Origin of the sequence: Lactiplantibacillus xiangfangensis (assembly GCF_001438845.1) — a bacterium.
Taxonomy (GTDB): domain Bacteria; phylum Bacillota; class Bacilli; order Lactobacillales; family Lactobacillaceae; genus Lactiplantibacillus; species Lactiplantibacillus xiangfangensis.
The window spans coordinates 1-15,883 of sequence record NZ_JQCL01000068.1; the positions used below are offsets into that span (position 1 = coordinate 1).

Below are 15,883 nucleotides of genomic sequence, written 5' to 3' on the forward strand. Positions count from 1 at the left end.
AAATGAACTGGTTTCCTCATAAAGTTCCTCATCAACAGCCGTTGACAAAGAGCCATTAGTTTGGTGTAATTTCAAGTAATAAATCATCCGTTTGAATGACATCACCCGCATTGACGTAAGTGTGTTCGATCACACCATTTTCTGGTGCCTGGATCGTCGTTTCCATCTTCATTGCCTCAGTTACAAGTAACGGTTGTCCCTTCTTGACAACGTCGCCCTTCTTAACTAGCAATTTCAATACGGATCCGCTCATCGTTGCCCCAACTTCATTTTCGTTAGTTGGTTCAGCTTTCCGCGTGCTAGAAGCTGTCTGGTGAATTGAATTGTCCTTGATCGTGATTTCTTGATTTTGACCGTTAATACTGAAGTATAACGTCCGAATGCCATCCACATCAGGATCACTGATCTGGTTAAGCTTCAAAATCATCACTTTACCTCGTGCCAATTCAACGTTGACAGTCTCACCTAGGCGCATCCCTTGGAAAAAGGTTGGCGTATCCAATAAGGAAACGTGACCATACTGTTTATGCTGCTTGATGTAGTCCAAGAAGACCTTCGGATACAAAATGTAGCTTAACACTTCTTGGTGTTCAGGTTCGTGGCCAATCTTAGCCGCTAATTCTTGCTTGACCGCCTCAAAATCAGCCGGCTTTGCTAAACTTCCTGGACGGACCGTCAATGGTTTCCGGTCCTTCAAAATGATCTTTTGTAGCTTCTTTGGGAACCCGCCAACGGGTTGACCAATGTTACCAGCAAAGAAGTTGATCACTGAATCTGGGAAGTCCAACTTATCACCATGATCATAAACGTCTTCAGGGGTCAAATGGTTTTCCATCATAAACAACGCCATATCACCCACGACTTTAGAACTTGGCGTTACCTTGATAATATCGCCAAACATGTCGTTAACGGTGGCATACATTGCCTTAACTTCTTCCCAACGCTCGCCTAGCCCCATAGCTTTTGCCTGTTGCTGCAAATTCGAGTATTGACCACCAGGCATCTGCGTCTGGTAAATATCAGTCTGAGGACCCGTCATCCCGTTAGAGAAGTCTTGGTAGTAAGGCCGAATGCCTTGCCAATAGCGGTTAATTTCTTCAACGTTGTTAATATCGACGTTTGGTTGCCGGTCGTTATGCGCCAAAGCGTAGTATAGCGAACTCATTGACGGCTGACTCGTCGTCCCAGATAACGCACTCGTGGCAACATCGACAACGTCGACCCCGGCTTCAACGGCCCGGGCATACGTGAAGATTCCGTTACCAGTGGTGTCATGGGTATGCAGGTGAACCGGCACGTCCAAGGCATCCTTCAACGTTGAGACCAGCTCGTACGCCCCTTCTGGCTTCAAGACACCGGCCATATCCTTAATCGCAATCATATCAGCACCCGTTGATTGTAAATCAAGCGCGAGTTGCCGGTAGTAAGCTAAGTCATACTTTTCACGGTTAGGGTCCATAATGTCCCCGGTATAACAAATCGTCGCTTCGGCCACTTTCCCCGTTTCCTTAACGGCTTGAATACTCTTTTCCATCTGAGGAATCCAGTTCAAACTATCAAAAATCCGGAAAACATCGATGCCGCTCTTAGCAGCTTCTAAAATAAACTCGCGAATCACGTTATCGGGATAGTTTTGATACCCCACCGCGTTACTTCCACGGAACAACATCTGGAAGAGTGTCCGTGGCATAGCGGTCCGTAGTTTCTTTAGCCGGTTCCACGGGTTTTCGTTCAGGAAGCGGTAAGCAACGTCAAAGGTCGCGCCACCCCACATCTCATACGAGAATAACTGTGGCAAAGCTTTTTGTGACGCTTGAGCCACGGCTAGCATGTCCTTAGTCCGCATCCGGGTCGCAAATAAACTCTGGTGGGCATCCCGCATCGTCGTATCCGTCAATAGCACTTGTTTCTGCGCTAATAACCAACTTTGCAAGCCCTTGACACCCTTGCTGTCCAAAACGTCCTTAGCCGTAACGATATCCTTGCTAATCGGCTTGAAGTTATCTTCAAACGCCACGTCTGGATAGTATTTCTTAGCATGCTGAGCAACGTCAGCAAAGCCATTCACCGTGACGTTCCCGATGTACTTCAACATTTTATCTTCTTGTTGCGTACCGTCTGGGAACTTGAACAGTGACGGCGTACTGTCGATAAAGCGGGTATTCGCTTCACCCGCTTGAAAAATTGGGTTATCGATCACGTTCAACATGAACGGAATGTTTGTTTTAACGCCACGAATGTCAAATTCAACGAGGACCCGCCGCATCTTGTGCGCAGCCGCCTTAAAGTTACGGGCTGCAACACAGGCTTTAACTAACAGCGAATCAAAGTATGGTGTGACCACTGCACCTGAATAAGTATTACCTGCATCCAATCGAACCCCGTTACCACCTGGTGACCGGTAAGTTTCGATTCGACCCGTATCAGGCATAAAGTTGTTGGCAGGATCTTCCGTCGTGACCCGGCATTGAATGGCCGCACCCTTGTAAGTCAAGGCATCTTGGTGTGGTAAGTGTAAGTCTTCAAATAAGTCACCACCCTGGGCAATCTTAATTTGCGCATGCACAATATCAATTTCAGTAATCATTTCAGTAACGGTATGCTCAACTTGAATCCGCGGGTTAACTTCCATGAAATAGAACTGGTCGCCTTCAACCAAAAATTCGACCGTGGCCGCATTTAAGTAATGCACGCTCTTCATCAAATCAACCGCAGCGTTACAAATCTTTTGCCGCAGTTCAATCGGTAATGAAACCGCTGGGGCAAATTCAATCACTTTTTGATTCCGCCGTTGAACTGAACAATCCCGTTCAAATAAGTGCATGACGTTACCGTGAGAATCTCCTAAAATTTGTACTTCAATGTGCTTAGGATGCGCAACAAATTTTTCTAAGTAAATTTCATCATCGCCAAAGGATTGCTTAGCCTCAGAACGCGCACGGTCGAAAGCTTCCTGTAATTCGGAGGCTTCACGGACGATCCGCATCCCGCGACCACCACCACCCATGGCGGCTTTAATCATAATTGGAAAACCGTATTTTTGAGTGAATTGTAAGGCTTCGTTCAGACTAGTAACGGGATGTAAGGTACTTGGAATGGTTTGAACACCCGCGTCCTGCGCAACTTTCTTCGCAGTGATTTTATCCCCAAACATTTCTAGTTGTTCAGGTGTAGGGCCGATAAAGGTCATTCCTTCTTCCGCAACCCGCCGTGCAAACGTTGCGTTTTCAGATAGAAAACCGTAGCCTGGATGAATCGCGTCAACGTGATTTTCCTTGGCAATCCGAATGATATCTTCAATATCCAAGTAAGCCGCAATTGGCGCGTCGCCTTCACCTACTAGGTAGGCTTCATCGGCTTTAAAACGGTGAACTGAAAACTCATCTTCTTTGGCGTAAATTGCAACAGTCTGCAAGCCAAGTTCATGACAAGCCCGGATAACCCGGGTCGCAATTTCACCACGGTTAGCAATTAATACTTTCTTCACCAAAATCCCCTCATTTCCAAATTATATCGTCTTAACCAGCTTGCCGGACAGTGTTGGCCCGCTTCATCTTCTCAAGCGCACTAATGTTTAACACTAGCCCAAGGGAGAGGGTCAATACCACCATACTGGAACCACCGTAACTAATAAACGGGAACGTGACCCCGGTGATTGGAATCAGTCCGACAATGCCACCGATATTGATAAATGCTTGGATGGTCATATAAGCGGCCACCCCGTAACATACTAAAGAATTAAACGTATTATCGGAACGGACGCCAATAAAAATCATCCGACCAATCATTACTGCTAGTAATATCATCACAAAAACGACACCTAGCAATCCGAGTTCCTCTGCCGTGATCGACATAATGAAATCGGTATTCGGTTCGGGTAAATAGCCGCGTTTTTGCAAGCTATTCCCAATGCCGACACCTAGCAACCCACCGTTAGAGATTGCGTAATAGGAATTGACCAATTGCGTCCCGGCACCAGAAGCCGTTTCAAAGGGATTGAGAAACCCGACAAACCGCCGTAACTGGTACGAGTTCGCAAACGCACTCTGTGGCAACTTGCTAACAAGCGGGACTAATATCCACTCAAACACCGCAACCACCCCGGCAAAGACCCCAACACCCACGTAAAATGAAATTCCGCTAGCAAATAGGATCACCGCCGCAATGGCTAAGTTGATCGTTGCGCCACCTAAATCAGGTTGGATGAAAATTAAAAAAATCATCGCAAACAACATCATAAATTGCGAACCCAATTCACTGAACCGTGCGACGCCAAAATGTGCTTCCCGTTGCGCAATAATAGCAGCCAGGTAAATAATCAGGTAAAACTTACAGAACTCGGCCGGCTGAATCGATACTGGTCCTAAAATAATCCAGCCAGCAGCCCCGTTGATTGATTTCCCAATTAATCGCAATACGACTAGAACGGCTAACATTGCGAACCCTAACGTTCCTAAAAGTTTCGTCTGTTTGAAAAACTCAATCTTTAGGTTCATGCAGGTAAAGGTGACGAACAACCCGGCAACCACCCACATCAGTTGCTTAAACAGATACCCGGTTGGGGTTATCCCGTTCTGGGCGGCAACAAAAGAACTCGACGAGTAGACCATCACAATCCCAATTCCACATAAAATTAGATACGGGATAAATAAGCCATAGTCCAAATAGTGTAACTTTTTCATCATGAGCTAAAATCCCACCCTATTAAGTTGTTAAATTCAACGCTGTTTCGTCAAGACAGCGCCTACAGTTCACTTGGAGTAATTATAGCATAGTCCCTTTTAACACAGCATGTGAAACCGGGAATTTGACGCTTTTTTTGGTTCACTTAGACGCTGTAACCACCCCATTACCGGTCCCGACTAGAACCATTATTGGGGCTTTTACTAACTGCAAGGTTCAGCCAACCATCCCTTTGCATTCGTTTCGGCCCTAAATCGGCCACAAAAAAAGGACTTCAGAAATTTTACTTTCTGAAACCCTTTTTTCAAGTGCAATGATGCACTCATTGTTAAGATAATTAATTAGTCTTACTTGTTCATCTTACGTTTCTTAGATTCTTTTTCACGTGAGCTCGTGTTCAAGATACGTTTCCGTAAACGAACATGATCTGGCGTAATTTCACAGAATTCGTCACTGTTCAAGAACTCTAAGGATTCTTCCAACGTCAAATGCGTAGGAGTCTTGATTGTTGCAGTCAAGTCCTTGTTAGAAGAACGAACGTTGGTCATGTTCTTACCCTTGGTGATGTTAACCGAAATATCGTTTTCACGACTGTTTTGGCCGACAATCATCCCTTCGTATACGTCAGTACCTGGGTCGACAAAGATCGTCCCACGTTCTTCGATACCCATCGTTGCGTAAGTAGTGGTCTTACCTTGGTTAATTGAAACTAAGGCACCGTTACGACGACCAGGGTTCCAGTTCTTGATAACTGGTAAATACTTAGAGAAGGTATGGTTCATGATCCCATATCCACGTGTTAATGATAAGAATTCGGTTGAGTAACCGATCAAACCACGTGAAGGTGCTAAGAACGTCAAACGCGTCTGGTTGTTACCAGTGCTTTCCATGTTCTTCATTTCAGCCTTACGCTTAGCTAAGGTATCAATGATTGAACCGGTGTATTCGTCTGGCGTATCGATTTGAACAGATTCAAATGGTTCGCAGCGTTGGCCATCCACGTCACGGTAGATAACTTCTGGACGAGATGCTTGTAATTCATAACCTTCACGCCGTAACGTTTCGATTAAGATTGACAAATGCAATTCCCCACGACCAGAAACGACCCATGAACCAGGTTCGTCGGTGTCATCAACACGGAGTGAAACGTCGGTTTCAAGTTCAGACTTCAAACGTAATTCCAATTGACGGGCCGTCACAAACTTCCCTTCCTTACCAGCAAATGGTGAGGAGTTCGTACCGAAAGTCATTTGTAAAGTTGGTTCGTCAATCCGTAAGATTGGCAAAGCTTCTTTGTGAGCAGAGTCCGCAACGGTTTCACCAACGTTGATGTCTTCCATCCCAGAAACGGCAACCAAGTCACCAGCGCGTGCTTCGTCAATTTCAAGACGTTGTAACCCGAAGAACCCGAATAACTTAGTAACCCGGAAGTTCTTAACGCTACCGTCAAGTTTCATAACAGAAACGCTGTCCCCAACTTTGATAGTTCCCCGGAAAACCCGGCCAATCCCAACACGACCAACATAGTCGTTGTAGTCTAATAAGGCCACTTGGAATTGTAAAGGTTCATCAGAGTTATCAATTGGTGATGGAATCGTCTTAACGATGGTGTCAAAGATTGGCTTCATCGTGTGTTCCTGCTTAGCAGGGTCTGATTCGTAGCTTGAAGTCCCGTTTAAGGCTGAAACGTAAACCACTGGGAAGTCCAATTGTGATTCGTCGGCACCTAATTCGATGAAGAGGTCTAAGACTTCGTCCACAACTTCTTCAGGACGGGCACCCGGACGGTCGATTTTGTTGATAACGACGATTGGGGTTAAATGTTGTTCCAAGGCTTTCTTTAAAACGAACCGTGTTTGGGGCATCGTTCCTTCAAAAGCATCAACAACTAACAAAACACCATCAACCATGCGCATGATCCGTTCAACTTCACCACCGAAGTCGGCATGTCCTGGGGTATCCAAAATGTTAATTTGCTTGTCGCCGTAGCGAACAGCCGTGTTCTTTGAAAGGATCGTGATACCGCGTTCCTTTTCAATGGCATTAGTGTCCATGGCCCGATCACCAATCGTCGTGTGTTCGTCAAGGGTATCCGATTGTTTAAGCATTTCGTTAACCAACGTTGTTTTACCGTGGTCAACGTGGGCAATAATGGCAATGTTGCGGATATCATCTCTAAATTTCAAAATTGATCTTCCTTTCATCCTTCAAAATTCTTACTATCTTCAGACAGCAGAAATCTTACATATATTAATACAAACCGTCGTTACTATCAAGTTACAAGGGTCAGCTTAATAAGCTCGTAACGACGTTTTCACTGGTTTTCATCCGGTGGCATAAAAAAACTGTGACGTATGGGTCACAGTCCCATCATTTTACTTGACGATTGCCAAGACGGCGCGTTGTGCGCGCTTAGTCGCTACTAGTACAGCACCAGATGATAACATATTTACGGGCGTGCCGTCAACTTGCGTCATAACGAGTCCTAAACTTTCAGCCAATACGCGGCCGGCCGCAAAATCCCACGGACGCAAGTAAGACAGGTAACCAACCAGCTCACCAGCAAGCACCTGGCCGATTTGAACCCCGGCGCTACCGAGAATCCGCGCACCCAAACTAGTGGCAATCACCGTTTGCATGTTAAATCGATCATTGATCAGTAGTGGCGCGCTCGCACCAAATAACCCGTCAGCTAAGTCCAAGTCTGCCGGTGCCGCCAATGGTTGCCCATTTAACGTTACCCCGACTTCTGGACCACCAGCGTACAATTTATCGGCCATCACGTCGTAAATATAACCTAGCGTTGGTTGTCCATCGACGTAGTACCCCACCATCATGGCAAAGTGGTTCCGCTGGTGCACAAAATTCATCGTCCCGTCGATTGGATCCACGATCCAGACGTGACCACGCATCGTTTTAACCTGGTCGCCCCGACCCTCTTCAGCCAAAATATGTGCATCGGCATCTAATTGCCGAATTTGTTGCACAAGAAAGTCTTCGTTGCTGTGATCCACGTTAGTGACTAAGTCCCGACGACTCGTTTTTTCCGCCACCGTTAGCTGGACACCCATCTTACTTAAAACGTGGGTGCGCGCCACGCGCATCACGTGCTGCATCGATTGATTTAATTTTTCCAATTGCGCTTTTTCCACGTTGATCACCTAACTTCGGTACGAGAACCGCTGTTTATTAGTTGCTTGTGCCGCCTGAATCGTTCGGTAGATACTGTATCCGGACGCCGCTTCAAACGCACGCCCTAACTGTTTTTCTTCCGACTTGGCTGGCACGACCGTTTTAAATCCGCGGTAAGCTGCTAATAACTCCGCGGTCGGCAGACTTTCCTCGTTAGCCGTTTCAACACATTGATACAGCGTTGTTACCGTAACGATTTCATCAGTTGTCCACGTTTCATTGAGCGGGTATTGGTAATTATCATTTCTGATCGTCATCCTGTTCAAACTCCCCGGCTTCGACCCGATCAAGTTCATCACGAACCTGAGCCGCAATCTCAGCATATTCTTTTTGTTCCTCGTCCGATAACACCAAGTTCGCTAACCGCTTGATGCCGTTAGCACTGATCAACACTGGTGAAGACAGTCCCACTAGTTGATGCGTGGCACTTTCCTGGACGTTAGTAACGGTACCGATAAACGGTACCTGATTGTAAAAAGCATTTAAAACCTGTACTAATGCTAACACACTCAACGTTGGATTGGTAACAATCGCTGGCGCATCAATTTGTTCCGCAGCGGCCGTCATTTCTTCCATCCCAAAACTCGTATCCTGATTAGCCAAATAAGTCATCACTGGCGCCGGGCCAATGTACGACCGGCTCCACGAAATCAAGTGTGCCTGAGCCGTCCCCACGACAAACGCGTGGACATCGTTTGCGCCAACGTTTAACTGCCGACGCAACCCTTGTTCTAACAACCGGCTTTGAGCTAGCGTCCCTAATCCTAGGACTTTCTGATGATCGACACCGCTGAAACGGGCCGCCAAAACACTTAAAACGGCATCATTTGAACCAGTTAAAATCAATTTTCCATTAAATCCAGCACCCATTGCGGCGTTCACAAACGTCCGAAATAGTGGCAAGGTCGCCCGCAGATCACCCTCTGCATCCCGATCAGTTGCTAACGGGACTAAGTTGCCGATTATGAGGCAATCAGCTTGTGAATAGTCTGGCTTGACTTCAGCGGCCAACGTAAATTGCCGGCACGTCAGACTAGCGGTCACCAGTCCTTGGTAACGAGAAAATTCATCACTATCAGTAGCGACGACTAATTTTAAAGGCAAATCTTTCGCCATTGCGATCAATATTAATTGTTGTACGAATTCGAATAAGCCACGAATAATAACAGTATTGTTCATGTTAATCCTCCCAACTTTCGCTAATAATTGTACCTAATATGTCAACGAATACAAGTAAACGTTAATAAAAAGTTTACTCTTTTGTAACATTCAGCGTCAAATTCTTTACTAGTCCCGCTTTCCATTTTAACCATCTTCATCCTAAGTCTAGCCTTGATATTCTTTGTTAATTTACTGACTAAAGCATGTCAGGACATCAACGATAACTGAAGCCAAACTTATCACGCCGTTAAACAGCTTGACTACTGGTATTACTATCAGTGCCAATCTGACTAGGTCATATTAGTGCTATGTAAAATAAAAGCTTGAGACCAACTGCGTCTCAAACTTTTATTACAGATATTGGTATCTTTAAATGTGAGTTGGGTATCCCATGGCAACATCAGCTGCTTCTTGGATAACTTCACCCAATGTTGGGTGTGGATGAATCGTCAATGCTAAGTCTTCCACGTTCATGCCACCATTGACCGCAACACTTAATTCAGAAATCAAGTCACTTGCGCCAGGACCAGCAATTTGGGCCCCAACAACCGTGCCTTCATCCTTAGTTGTGACCAAACGGAAGAAACCGTCCATCGAGTTCAAGGAGATCGCCCGACCATTCCCAGCAAATGGGAACTTCGAAGCGATAACTTTCAAGCCCGCTTTTTCCGCTTCGGCTTTGGTCATACCGACCGTTGCCAATTCTGGATCCGTGAAACATACGGCTGGAACTGACACGTAATCATTAGCCGTCTTCTTGCCGCTAATCGCGCCGGCTGCAACTTTACCTTCTGCAAAGGCCTTATGAGCCAATGCAGGACCGGCCACAATGTCACCGATGGCAAAGATGTCTTCCGCCGCCGTCCGCCCCTGCTGATCAACTTCGATCAAGCCACGGTCCGTTAACTTCACGTCAGTGTATTCCATCCCCATGTCATCCGTGTTTGGCCGCCGTCCAACCGTCACCATCACGTAATCGGCATGGATTGAACTTTCTTTGCCGTCCACAGCATAGGTCACAGTAACCCCGCTATCATCTTGTTCAGAGTTCTTTGCCATGGCGTTGGTGATAACCGTAACGCCCTTCTTTTTAAAGCTGTTCAAAACAAGCTTGACCATATCTTTTTCAAAGTTTGGCAAAATTTGTGGTGTTCCTTCTAAGATGGTGACGTGTGCCCCTAAGTTAGCGTAGGCACCAGCTAATTCAGAGCCAATGTAGCCCCCACCGATAACAACTAATTCTTTAGGAACTTCTGGTAAGTTCAAGCCACCAGTGGAATCAACCACCCGTCCCTTGAATTTAAAACCAGGAATTTCTACTGGCCGTGAACCGGTCGCAATAATCAGATGTTTAAACTTATAAGTTTGACCCGTATGATCGCCGTTCATTACTCGCAACGTATGGTTATCATGCATGTACGCTTCACCACGAACAATTTCAACCTTGTGCTTTTTAAGCAACATTTCAACGCCGCCAGTTAAGCGGTCAACGACTTGATGATCTTTCCAGTCCTGAGTGACTTTGAAATCAAGGACGGGGTCTTGGATGTTTTTAATCCCAAAAATTTTACTATCTTTTGTTTCTTGTAACCGGTGACCCGCACTAATCAATGCTTTTGATGGGATACAGCCGACGTTTAAACATACCCCGCCGATGTATTCTTTTTCAACGATGGTCACCTTTTGGCCGAGTTCCGCCGCACGAATGGCTGCTACGTAACCCCCAGGGCCCGCACCGATAATCATCGTGTCGCGTTCTTCCGCAAAATCTCCTACAACCATTCTGACATCATCCTTCCATCAAAAGTAATTCTGGATCGTGTAGTAATTGTTTCAGCGAGTTCATTGCCTTTTGAGCCGTTGCACCATCAATTAAGCGGTGGTCAAAGCTCAAGGATAATTTCTGCATCTTACCAACGACAATTTCATCATTTTCGTTGACGTATGGTTCTTTGCCAATCCGACCAACCCCGAGAATCGCAACTTCTGGTTGGTTGATTACTGGTGTGAACCAGCCACCACCGATCGACCCAATATTACTGATGGTCATCGAAGCGCCACTCATTTCGTTGGCCTTTAACTTGCCATCGTAAGCTTTTTGCGTATTGTCAGTAATTTCCTTGGCAATGGCAAATAGTCCCTTACCTTCAGCGTGCTTAATGACTGGCACTAACAAACCACGGTCAGTGTCCGTTGCGACCCCAACGTTAAAGTAGTGTTTGTAGACGATTTCATTGGTTGAGCCATCAATGGAAGCGTTAAATTCTGGGAATTGTTGTAAGACCGCAACTAACGCTTTAACAATGTATGGCAAGAACGTCAAATGAATATCACGTTCAGCAGCCACTTGTTTGTACTTCTTACGGTGTGCCATTAGTGCGCTGACTTCGACTTCATCGAATAACGTGACGTGTGGCGCCGTGTGCTTGCTGTTAACCATCGCTTTAGAAATGGCCTTCCGAATAGGGGTCATCTTTTCGCGAGTTTCTAGTTCTGGTGTATCCGAAACGTATGGTTTAACTGGCGTTGGTGCCGGTGCGGCTTCAGTCTTCGCAGGCGTTGCTGCCGTGGCAGCCTCAGGCGCTGGCGTGCCAGTTGCCACTGGTGAACCCGTGTAGCTATCAATATCATGCTTCGTAATTTGACCATGAGCCCCAGTTGGGGGCACTAAACTGATATCAATATCTTTATCACGTGCATACTGCCGTACGGACGGCATTGCTAAGATTCGCTTGTTAGGATTACTTGGCGTCACCGGTGCACCCGTAGCAGGTGCCGGTGCGGGCGTCGCTGGAGTTGGCGCAGCCGATTGCGCAGTTGGTTCAGCGGCGGCCGGAGCTGCAGCTGGCGCGGCGTTTTCTCCGGAGCCATCATCGATTGTCACGAGCACGTCACCGATTTTAGCCGTTTCACCTTCAGGAATTAAAATATCAATAATTTTACCACTTACTGGTGATGGTAATTCTTCAACTGATTTATCGTTTTGAATTTCAACAAGAGAATCGTCTTCCTTGATTTCATCGCCAGGTTTTACGAGCCATGATGCAATTTCGCCTTCTTCGAGGCCTTCACCAAGCTCTGGTAGTTTAAACTCGTAAGCCATTGGATAACTTCCTTTCATGACAGCCGTTAGCGACTGTTTATCAGTACCACGTGACTTTAAACTAGTAGTTCAAGATTTCGCGTGTCTTTGCTTCGATTTCGTCTTCTGCTGGTAGCCAGTCGTCTTCAGCTAGCCCAAACGGATAAACCGTATCTGGTGCGTAAACCCGCCCAACTGGGGCACTTAAGTAAAGGGCGCCCTTTTCAGCAATCAAGGAAGCGACGTTTGCCGCAATCCCTGCTTGACGCTGTGCCTCTTGGATGGCAACGGCCCGGCCCGTCTTTTGAACGGACTTCAAAATGGTCTCTTCATCTAATGGGGACAAGGTCCGCAAATCGACCACTTCAACAGAAATGCCTTCCTTTTCAAGCTTTTCCGCAACCTTTAAGGATTGGTTAACTTGCGCACTGTATGCGATCAAGGAAATGTCAGTTCCTTCACGAACGACATTCGCTTTATCTAACGGTACTGTGTAAGCTTCGTCAGGAATATCTGCTTTCATGGAACGGTACAATTTTAAGTTTTCAAGGAAGAAAACGGGGTCATTATTACGAATTGAGGAAATTAAAAGTCCCTTGGCATCGTACGGGTTAGATGGTGTTACCACGCGCAATCCAGGAATCTGTGCGAGGTACCCTTCTAACGAATCCGCATGCATTTCCGGGGTATGCGTCCCACCACCGTATGGTGAACGAATGGTGATTGGCATGTGGCGTGTCCCACCAGTCCGGAAACGTTCCCGCGACATCTGACCCGCAATTGAGTCTAAGGTTTCAAAAATGAAACCTAAGAATTGAATTTCAGGAATCGGGCGGAAGCCTTCGAGCGCTAACCCAATGGATAAACCGCCAATTCCAGATTCAGCTAAAGGAGTATCGAAAACACGGTCTTCGCCAAATTCAGCTTGTAGGCCATCGGTCGCCCGGAAGACCCCACCGTTTTTACCAACGTCTTCACCAAAAACCAAAGTCTTTTCGTCAGACCCTAGTTCTAATCGAAGTGCATCGGTAATCGCTTGAATATACGTTTTCTTTGACATGTTACTTCGACTCCTTTGCTTGGAATTCCGTAATTTGTTGTTGAATGTTTTGTGGTTGTTCTTCAAAAACATTCTTCAAAAATTCGGTCATTTTTTGCTTTGGTGCATCGTCCGCTTGTTTAACGGCATCTTTAATGTCTGCTTTAACTTGTTCAACGTAGTCATTTTCTTGATCTTCTGACCAAGCGCCCTGATCCGTTAAGTACTTACGGTAACGGATCAGTGGATCGTTATCGAACCAAGGTTGTTCTTCATCCTTAGTCCGGTAACGCTTAGGATCATCACCCGCGTTAGTATGTGGTCCGAAACGATAAGTCAACGTTTCAATTAGTACCGGACCATTGCCAGCAGCGGCAAATTCACGAGCAGCCTTCGTCACTTCGTATACGGCTAAGAAGTCCATCCCATCAACTTGAACGCTTGGAATTCCAGCTGCGACGGCTTTTTGTGCTAATGTCCGTGCTGCGGTTTGTTTCCGCCGTGGCACTGAAATCGCATAGCCGTTGTTTTGAACAATGAATACGGCGGGTGCTTGGAACGCGCCGGCAAAGTTCATTCCTTCATAGAAGTCCCCTTGCGACGTCCCACCATCACCAGTGTAACTGTAAGCGACCTTATCCTCAGTCCCGTTCTTCTTAATTCCAAGCGCGACCCCGGCAGCTTGGACATACTGTGCACCGATAATAATTTGTGGTGGCATTGCGTGTAAATCTTCAGGATATTCGTTTCCTAACACGTGTCCACGCGACCACAGGAATGCTTTGTAAACGGGCAAGCCGTGTTGGATTAACTGTGGGATATCACGATAGGCCGGCATTAAGACGTCGGTCTTCTTCATCGCACTGTTACTCCCCATTTCACTAGCTTCTTGTCCTTCGGTTGGTGCGTAGAAACCAAGGCGCCCCTGCCGAGTTAACGCGTTTGAGCGTTGGTGCAAAGTCCGTTCCCAAATCATTAGTTTCAAGAAATCGACTAACTGATCATTTGAATATTTAGAGACAATTTCAGGTTTGATTACTTTAGCTTGACCATCCATTACTTGCACGGGTTCATAATTTTTCCCCAGCTCATCACGGAGCGCGCTAAAATCAACAATTGGTTTTTCGTTGTCCATAAATGACACATCCCTTTCATGAACGTACGGATAACGGTATTAAACGCGTTGTCCGTAATCGTTTTCATAATTACAAGTCTAATTTACCATTGCTTTTCATCTTTTGCAAGCCCTTTCAAACGGCATGGATTCGGCCTTTTAGTTGAGTTAGATTGTGAACTACTTAATTTGTTAGTCAATATCGCTTTCATTAATTTTCGGGAGTCTTCCTACAATTTATAGCGTGCTTATGCTAAACTAGTTTGTAAGTGTAAACAGCTCGGTCTGTTCAGATCACAGCAAAGTTTTGGAGGTAATTTGGATTGATTAAAATGCGAGATATCATCCGCGAGGGTAACGATACGTTACGCGCGGAAGCTAAACCAGTTAAGTTTCCACTCAGTGAGACTGACCAAAAGTTAGCTAATGATATGATGGGATACTTAGAAAATAGCCAAGATCCCGAATTGGCTAAGAAGTACGGGCTACGTGCCGGAGTCGGTTTAGCCGCTCCGCAAGTAGACGTTTCAAAGCAAATGGCCGCGGTTTTAGTTCCTGGCGACAAAGACGGTGATGACCCCATTTTTAAGGACGTCATTATTAACCCGGTCATCGTTAGCCACTCGGTCCAACCAGGTGCCCTAACGGAAGGCGAAGGTTGCCTTTCAGTTGACCGCGACATCGACGGGTACGTCATTCGTCATGATCGGATCACGTTGCGTTACTACAACATGGCCGGTGAACAAAAGAAAATTCGTCTGAAGAACTACCCCGCCATCGTTTGTCAACACGAGATCGATCATCTCCATGGCATTCTCTTCTACGATCACATCAACGCCAGCAACCCATTTGCGGCCGATGATGACTTAGTTTTGATTTCGTAAATTTTAGTTCCATCAAAAAACGGTTGACCTGAATTTGGTCAACCGTTTTTTTAACGACTCGGATTCAATCGCCGTAAGTCTTCTAAGTATTCTAACGTTGCTTCATTCATTAAGTACGCAACGTCAACGTGCAACTGCCCGTCACGTAGCCAAGCATCGGTGACCCGTAACGCCGGACCAGCATCTTGAAACGCCGTTATCTGCTGTGCCGTTGCGTACACCTGTAACTGATTATTGAATAATCGGCGGACCTCCGCTAAATCAGCCTTCGCCATTCCTGGCGTTTCAAGGACGTATTCAAACGCCATGACGCCTCTGCCCCAAACATCCGCAACCGGGACAGAATGAATAGTGCCATGAACTTCTTGTACTTCCACGGCACTGGCTAAGTGGTTTAACGCTGCCTGCATGCCCGCATCGGTCGTTCGCTGACCAGCCCGGCGAATTTTTAACGCCGCTCGTTTCAAAACTTGTCGCCGTAAAATTTCATAGATTAGGATGGCTAATCCCAGTCCAATAATCATCGTTATGACTGTCCACATAATTGGTTCCTCACAATTCAATTGTACACTCGTTCACAATTTACCAATTTTAAGTGCCTTTTTATCTAGATTTAGCATAGCATGTTTTATATAAAAGTTCGCATTCAACTGACCTGATTTTGTAGAAAGTTAACATTGTATACACCCATCTCAAATTATGCTAAAATGTAAGATAATTGTTGTGTT

12 protein-coding genes are annotated in these 15,883 nt (G+C 46.1%); 1 reads left to right on the forward strand and 11 read right to left on the reverse strand.

Annotated elements, in window-relative coordinates; genetic code table 11:
* Positions 1-55: 55 nt before the first annotated feature.
* From IV64_RS07465 to pdhA, 10 genes are all read right to left on the reverse strand, one after another.
* Complete coding sequence (locus IV64_RS07465; protein WP_057706647.1) at positions 56-3,487, reverse strand: pyruvate carboxylase; 3,432 nt, start codon at positions 3,485-3,487, stop codon at positions 56-58.
* Positions 3,488-3,518: 31 nt separating this feature from the next.
* Entirely contained in the window at positions 3,519-4,685 is a 1,167-nt protein-coding gene (locus IV64_RS07470; RefSeq protein ID WP_057706648.1) for an FtsW/RodA/SpoVE family cell cycle protein, read from the reverse strand.
* Positions 4,686-5,030: 345 nt separating this feature from the next.
* A complete protein-coding gene (gene typA, locus IV64_RS07475; RefSeq protein ID WP_157061098.1) occupies positions 5,031-6,869 on the reverse strand; it encodes a translational GTPase TypA in 1,839 nt (612 codons plus the stop codon).
* Positions 6,870-7,058: 189 nt separating this feature from the next.
* Entirely contained in the window at positions 7,059-7,799 is a 741-nt protein-coding gene (locus IV64_RS07480) for an inositol monophosphatase family protein (protein WP_404411833.1), read from the reverse strand.
* A 45-nt stretch (positions 7,800-7,844) separates the two neighbouring features.
* Positions 7,845-8,132 carry a UPF0223 family protein gene (locus IV64_RS07485; protein ID WP_083491603.1) on the reverse strand — a complete coding sequence of 96 codons (288 nt, stop codon included), beginning with the start codon at positions 8,130-8,132 and terminating at the stop codon, positions 7,845-7,847.
* The gene (locus IV64_RS07490) at positions 8,116-9,054 is read right to left on the reverse strand and encodes a Rossmann-fold NAD(P)-binding domain-containing protein (protein WP_057706650.1); all 939 of its coding nucleotides are present in this window, start codon (positions 9,052-9,054) and stop codon (positions 8,116-8,118) included. The genes IV64_RS07485 and IV64_RS07490 overlap by 17 nt, the downstream gene beginning before the upstream one ends.
* Positions 9,055-9,405: 351 nt before the next feature.
* Positions 9,406-10,818, reverse strand: a complete 1,413-nt coding sequence (lpdA, locus tag IV64_RS07495) for a dihydrolipoyl dehydrogenase (protein ID WP_057706651.1) — start codon at positions 10,816-10,818, stop codon at positions 9,406-9,408.
* Positions 10,819-10,825: 7 nt separating this feature from the next.
* Positions 10,826-12,139 carry a 2-oxo acid dehydrogenase subunit E2 gene (locus tag IV64_RS07500; protein ID WP_057706652.1) on the reverse strand — a complete coding sequence of 438 codons (1,314 nt, stop codon included), beginning with the start codon at positions 12,137-12,139 and terminating at the stop codon, positions 10,826-10,828.
* 61 nt (positions 12,140-12,200) lie between these two features.
* On the reverse strand, positions 12,201-13,178 hold the full coding sequence (locus tag IV64_RS07505; protein ID WP_003639044.1) for an alpha-ketoacid dehydrogenase subunit beta: 978 nt from the start codon (positions 13,176-13,178) through the stop codon (positions 12,201-12,203).
* 1 nt (position 13,179) lies between these two features.
* Positions 13,180-14,292, reverse strand: coding sequence for a pyruvate dehydrogenase (acetyl-transferring) E1 component subunit alpha (pdhA, locus tag IV64_RS07510; RefSeq protein WP_057706653.1), 1,113 nt, complete (start codon positions 14,290-14,292; stop codon positions 13,180-13,182).
* A gap of 302 nt (positions 14,293-14,594) precedes the next feature.
* On the opposite strand from pdhA, the gene def reads away from it, so the two are divergent.
* Positions 14,595-15,155 (forward strand): peptide deformylase, encoded by a 561-nt coding sequence (gene def, locus IV64_RS07515; protein ID WP_057706654.1) that lies wholly within the window; start codon positions 14,595-14,597, stop codon positions 15,153-15,155.
* 50 nt (positions 15,156-15,205) lie between these two features.
* Here def and IV64_RS07520 read toward each other — a convergent pair whose 3' ends face one another.
* Positions 15,206-15,697, reverse strand: coding sequence for a hypothetical protein (locus IV64_RS07520; RefSeq protein ID WP_057706655.1), 492 nt, complete (start codon positions 15,695-15,697; stop codon positions 15,206-15,208).
* Positions 15,698-15,883 lie beyond the last annotated feature (186 nt).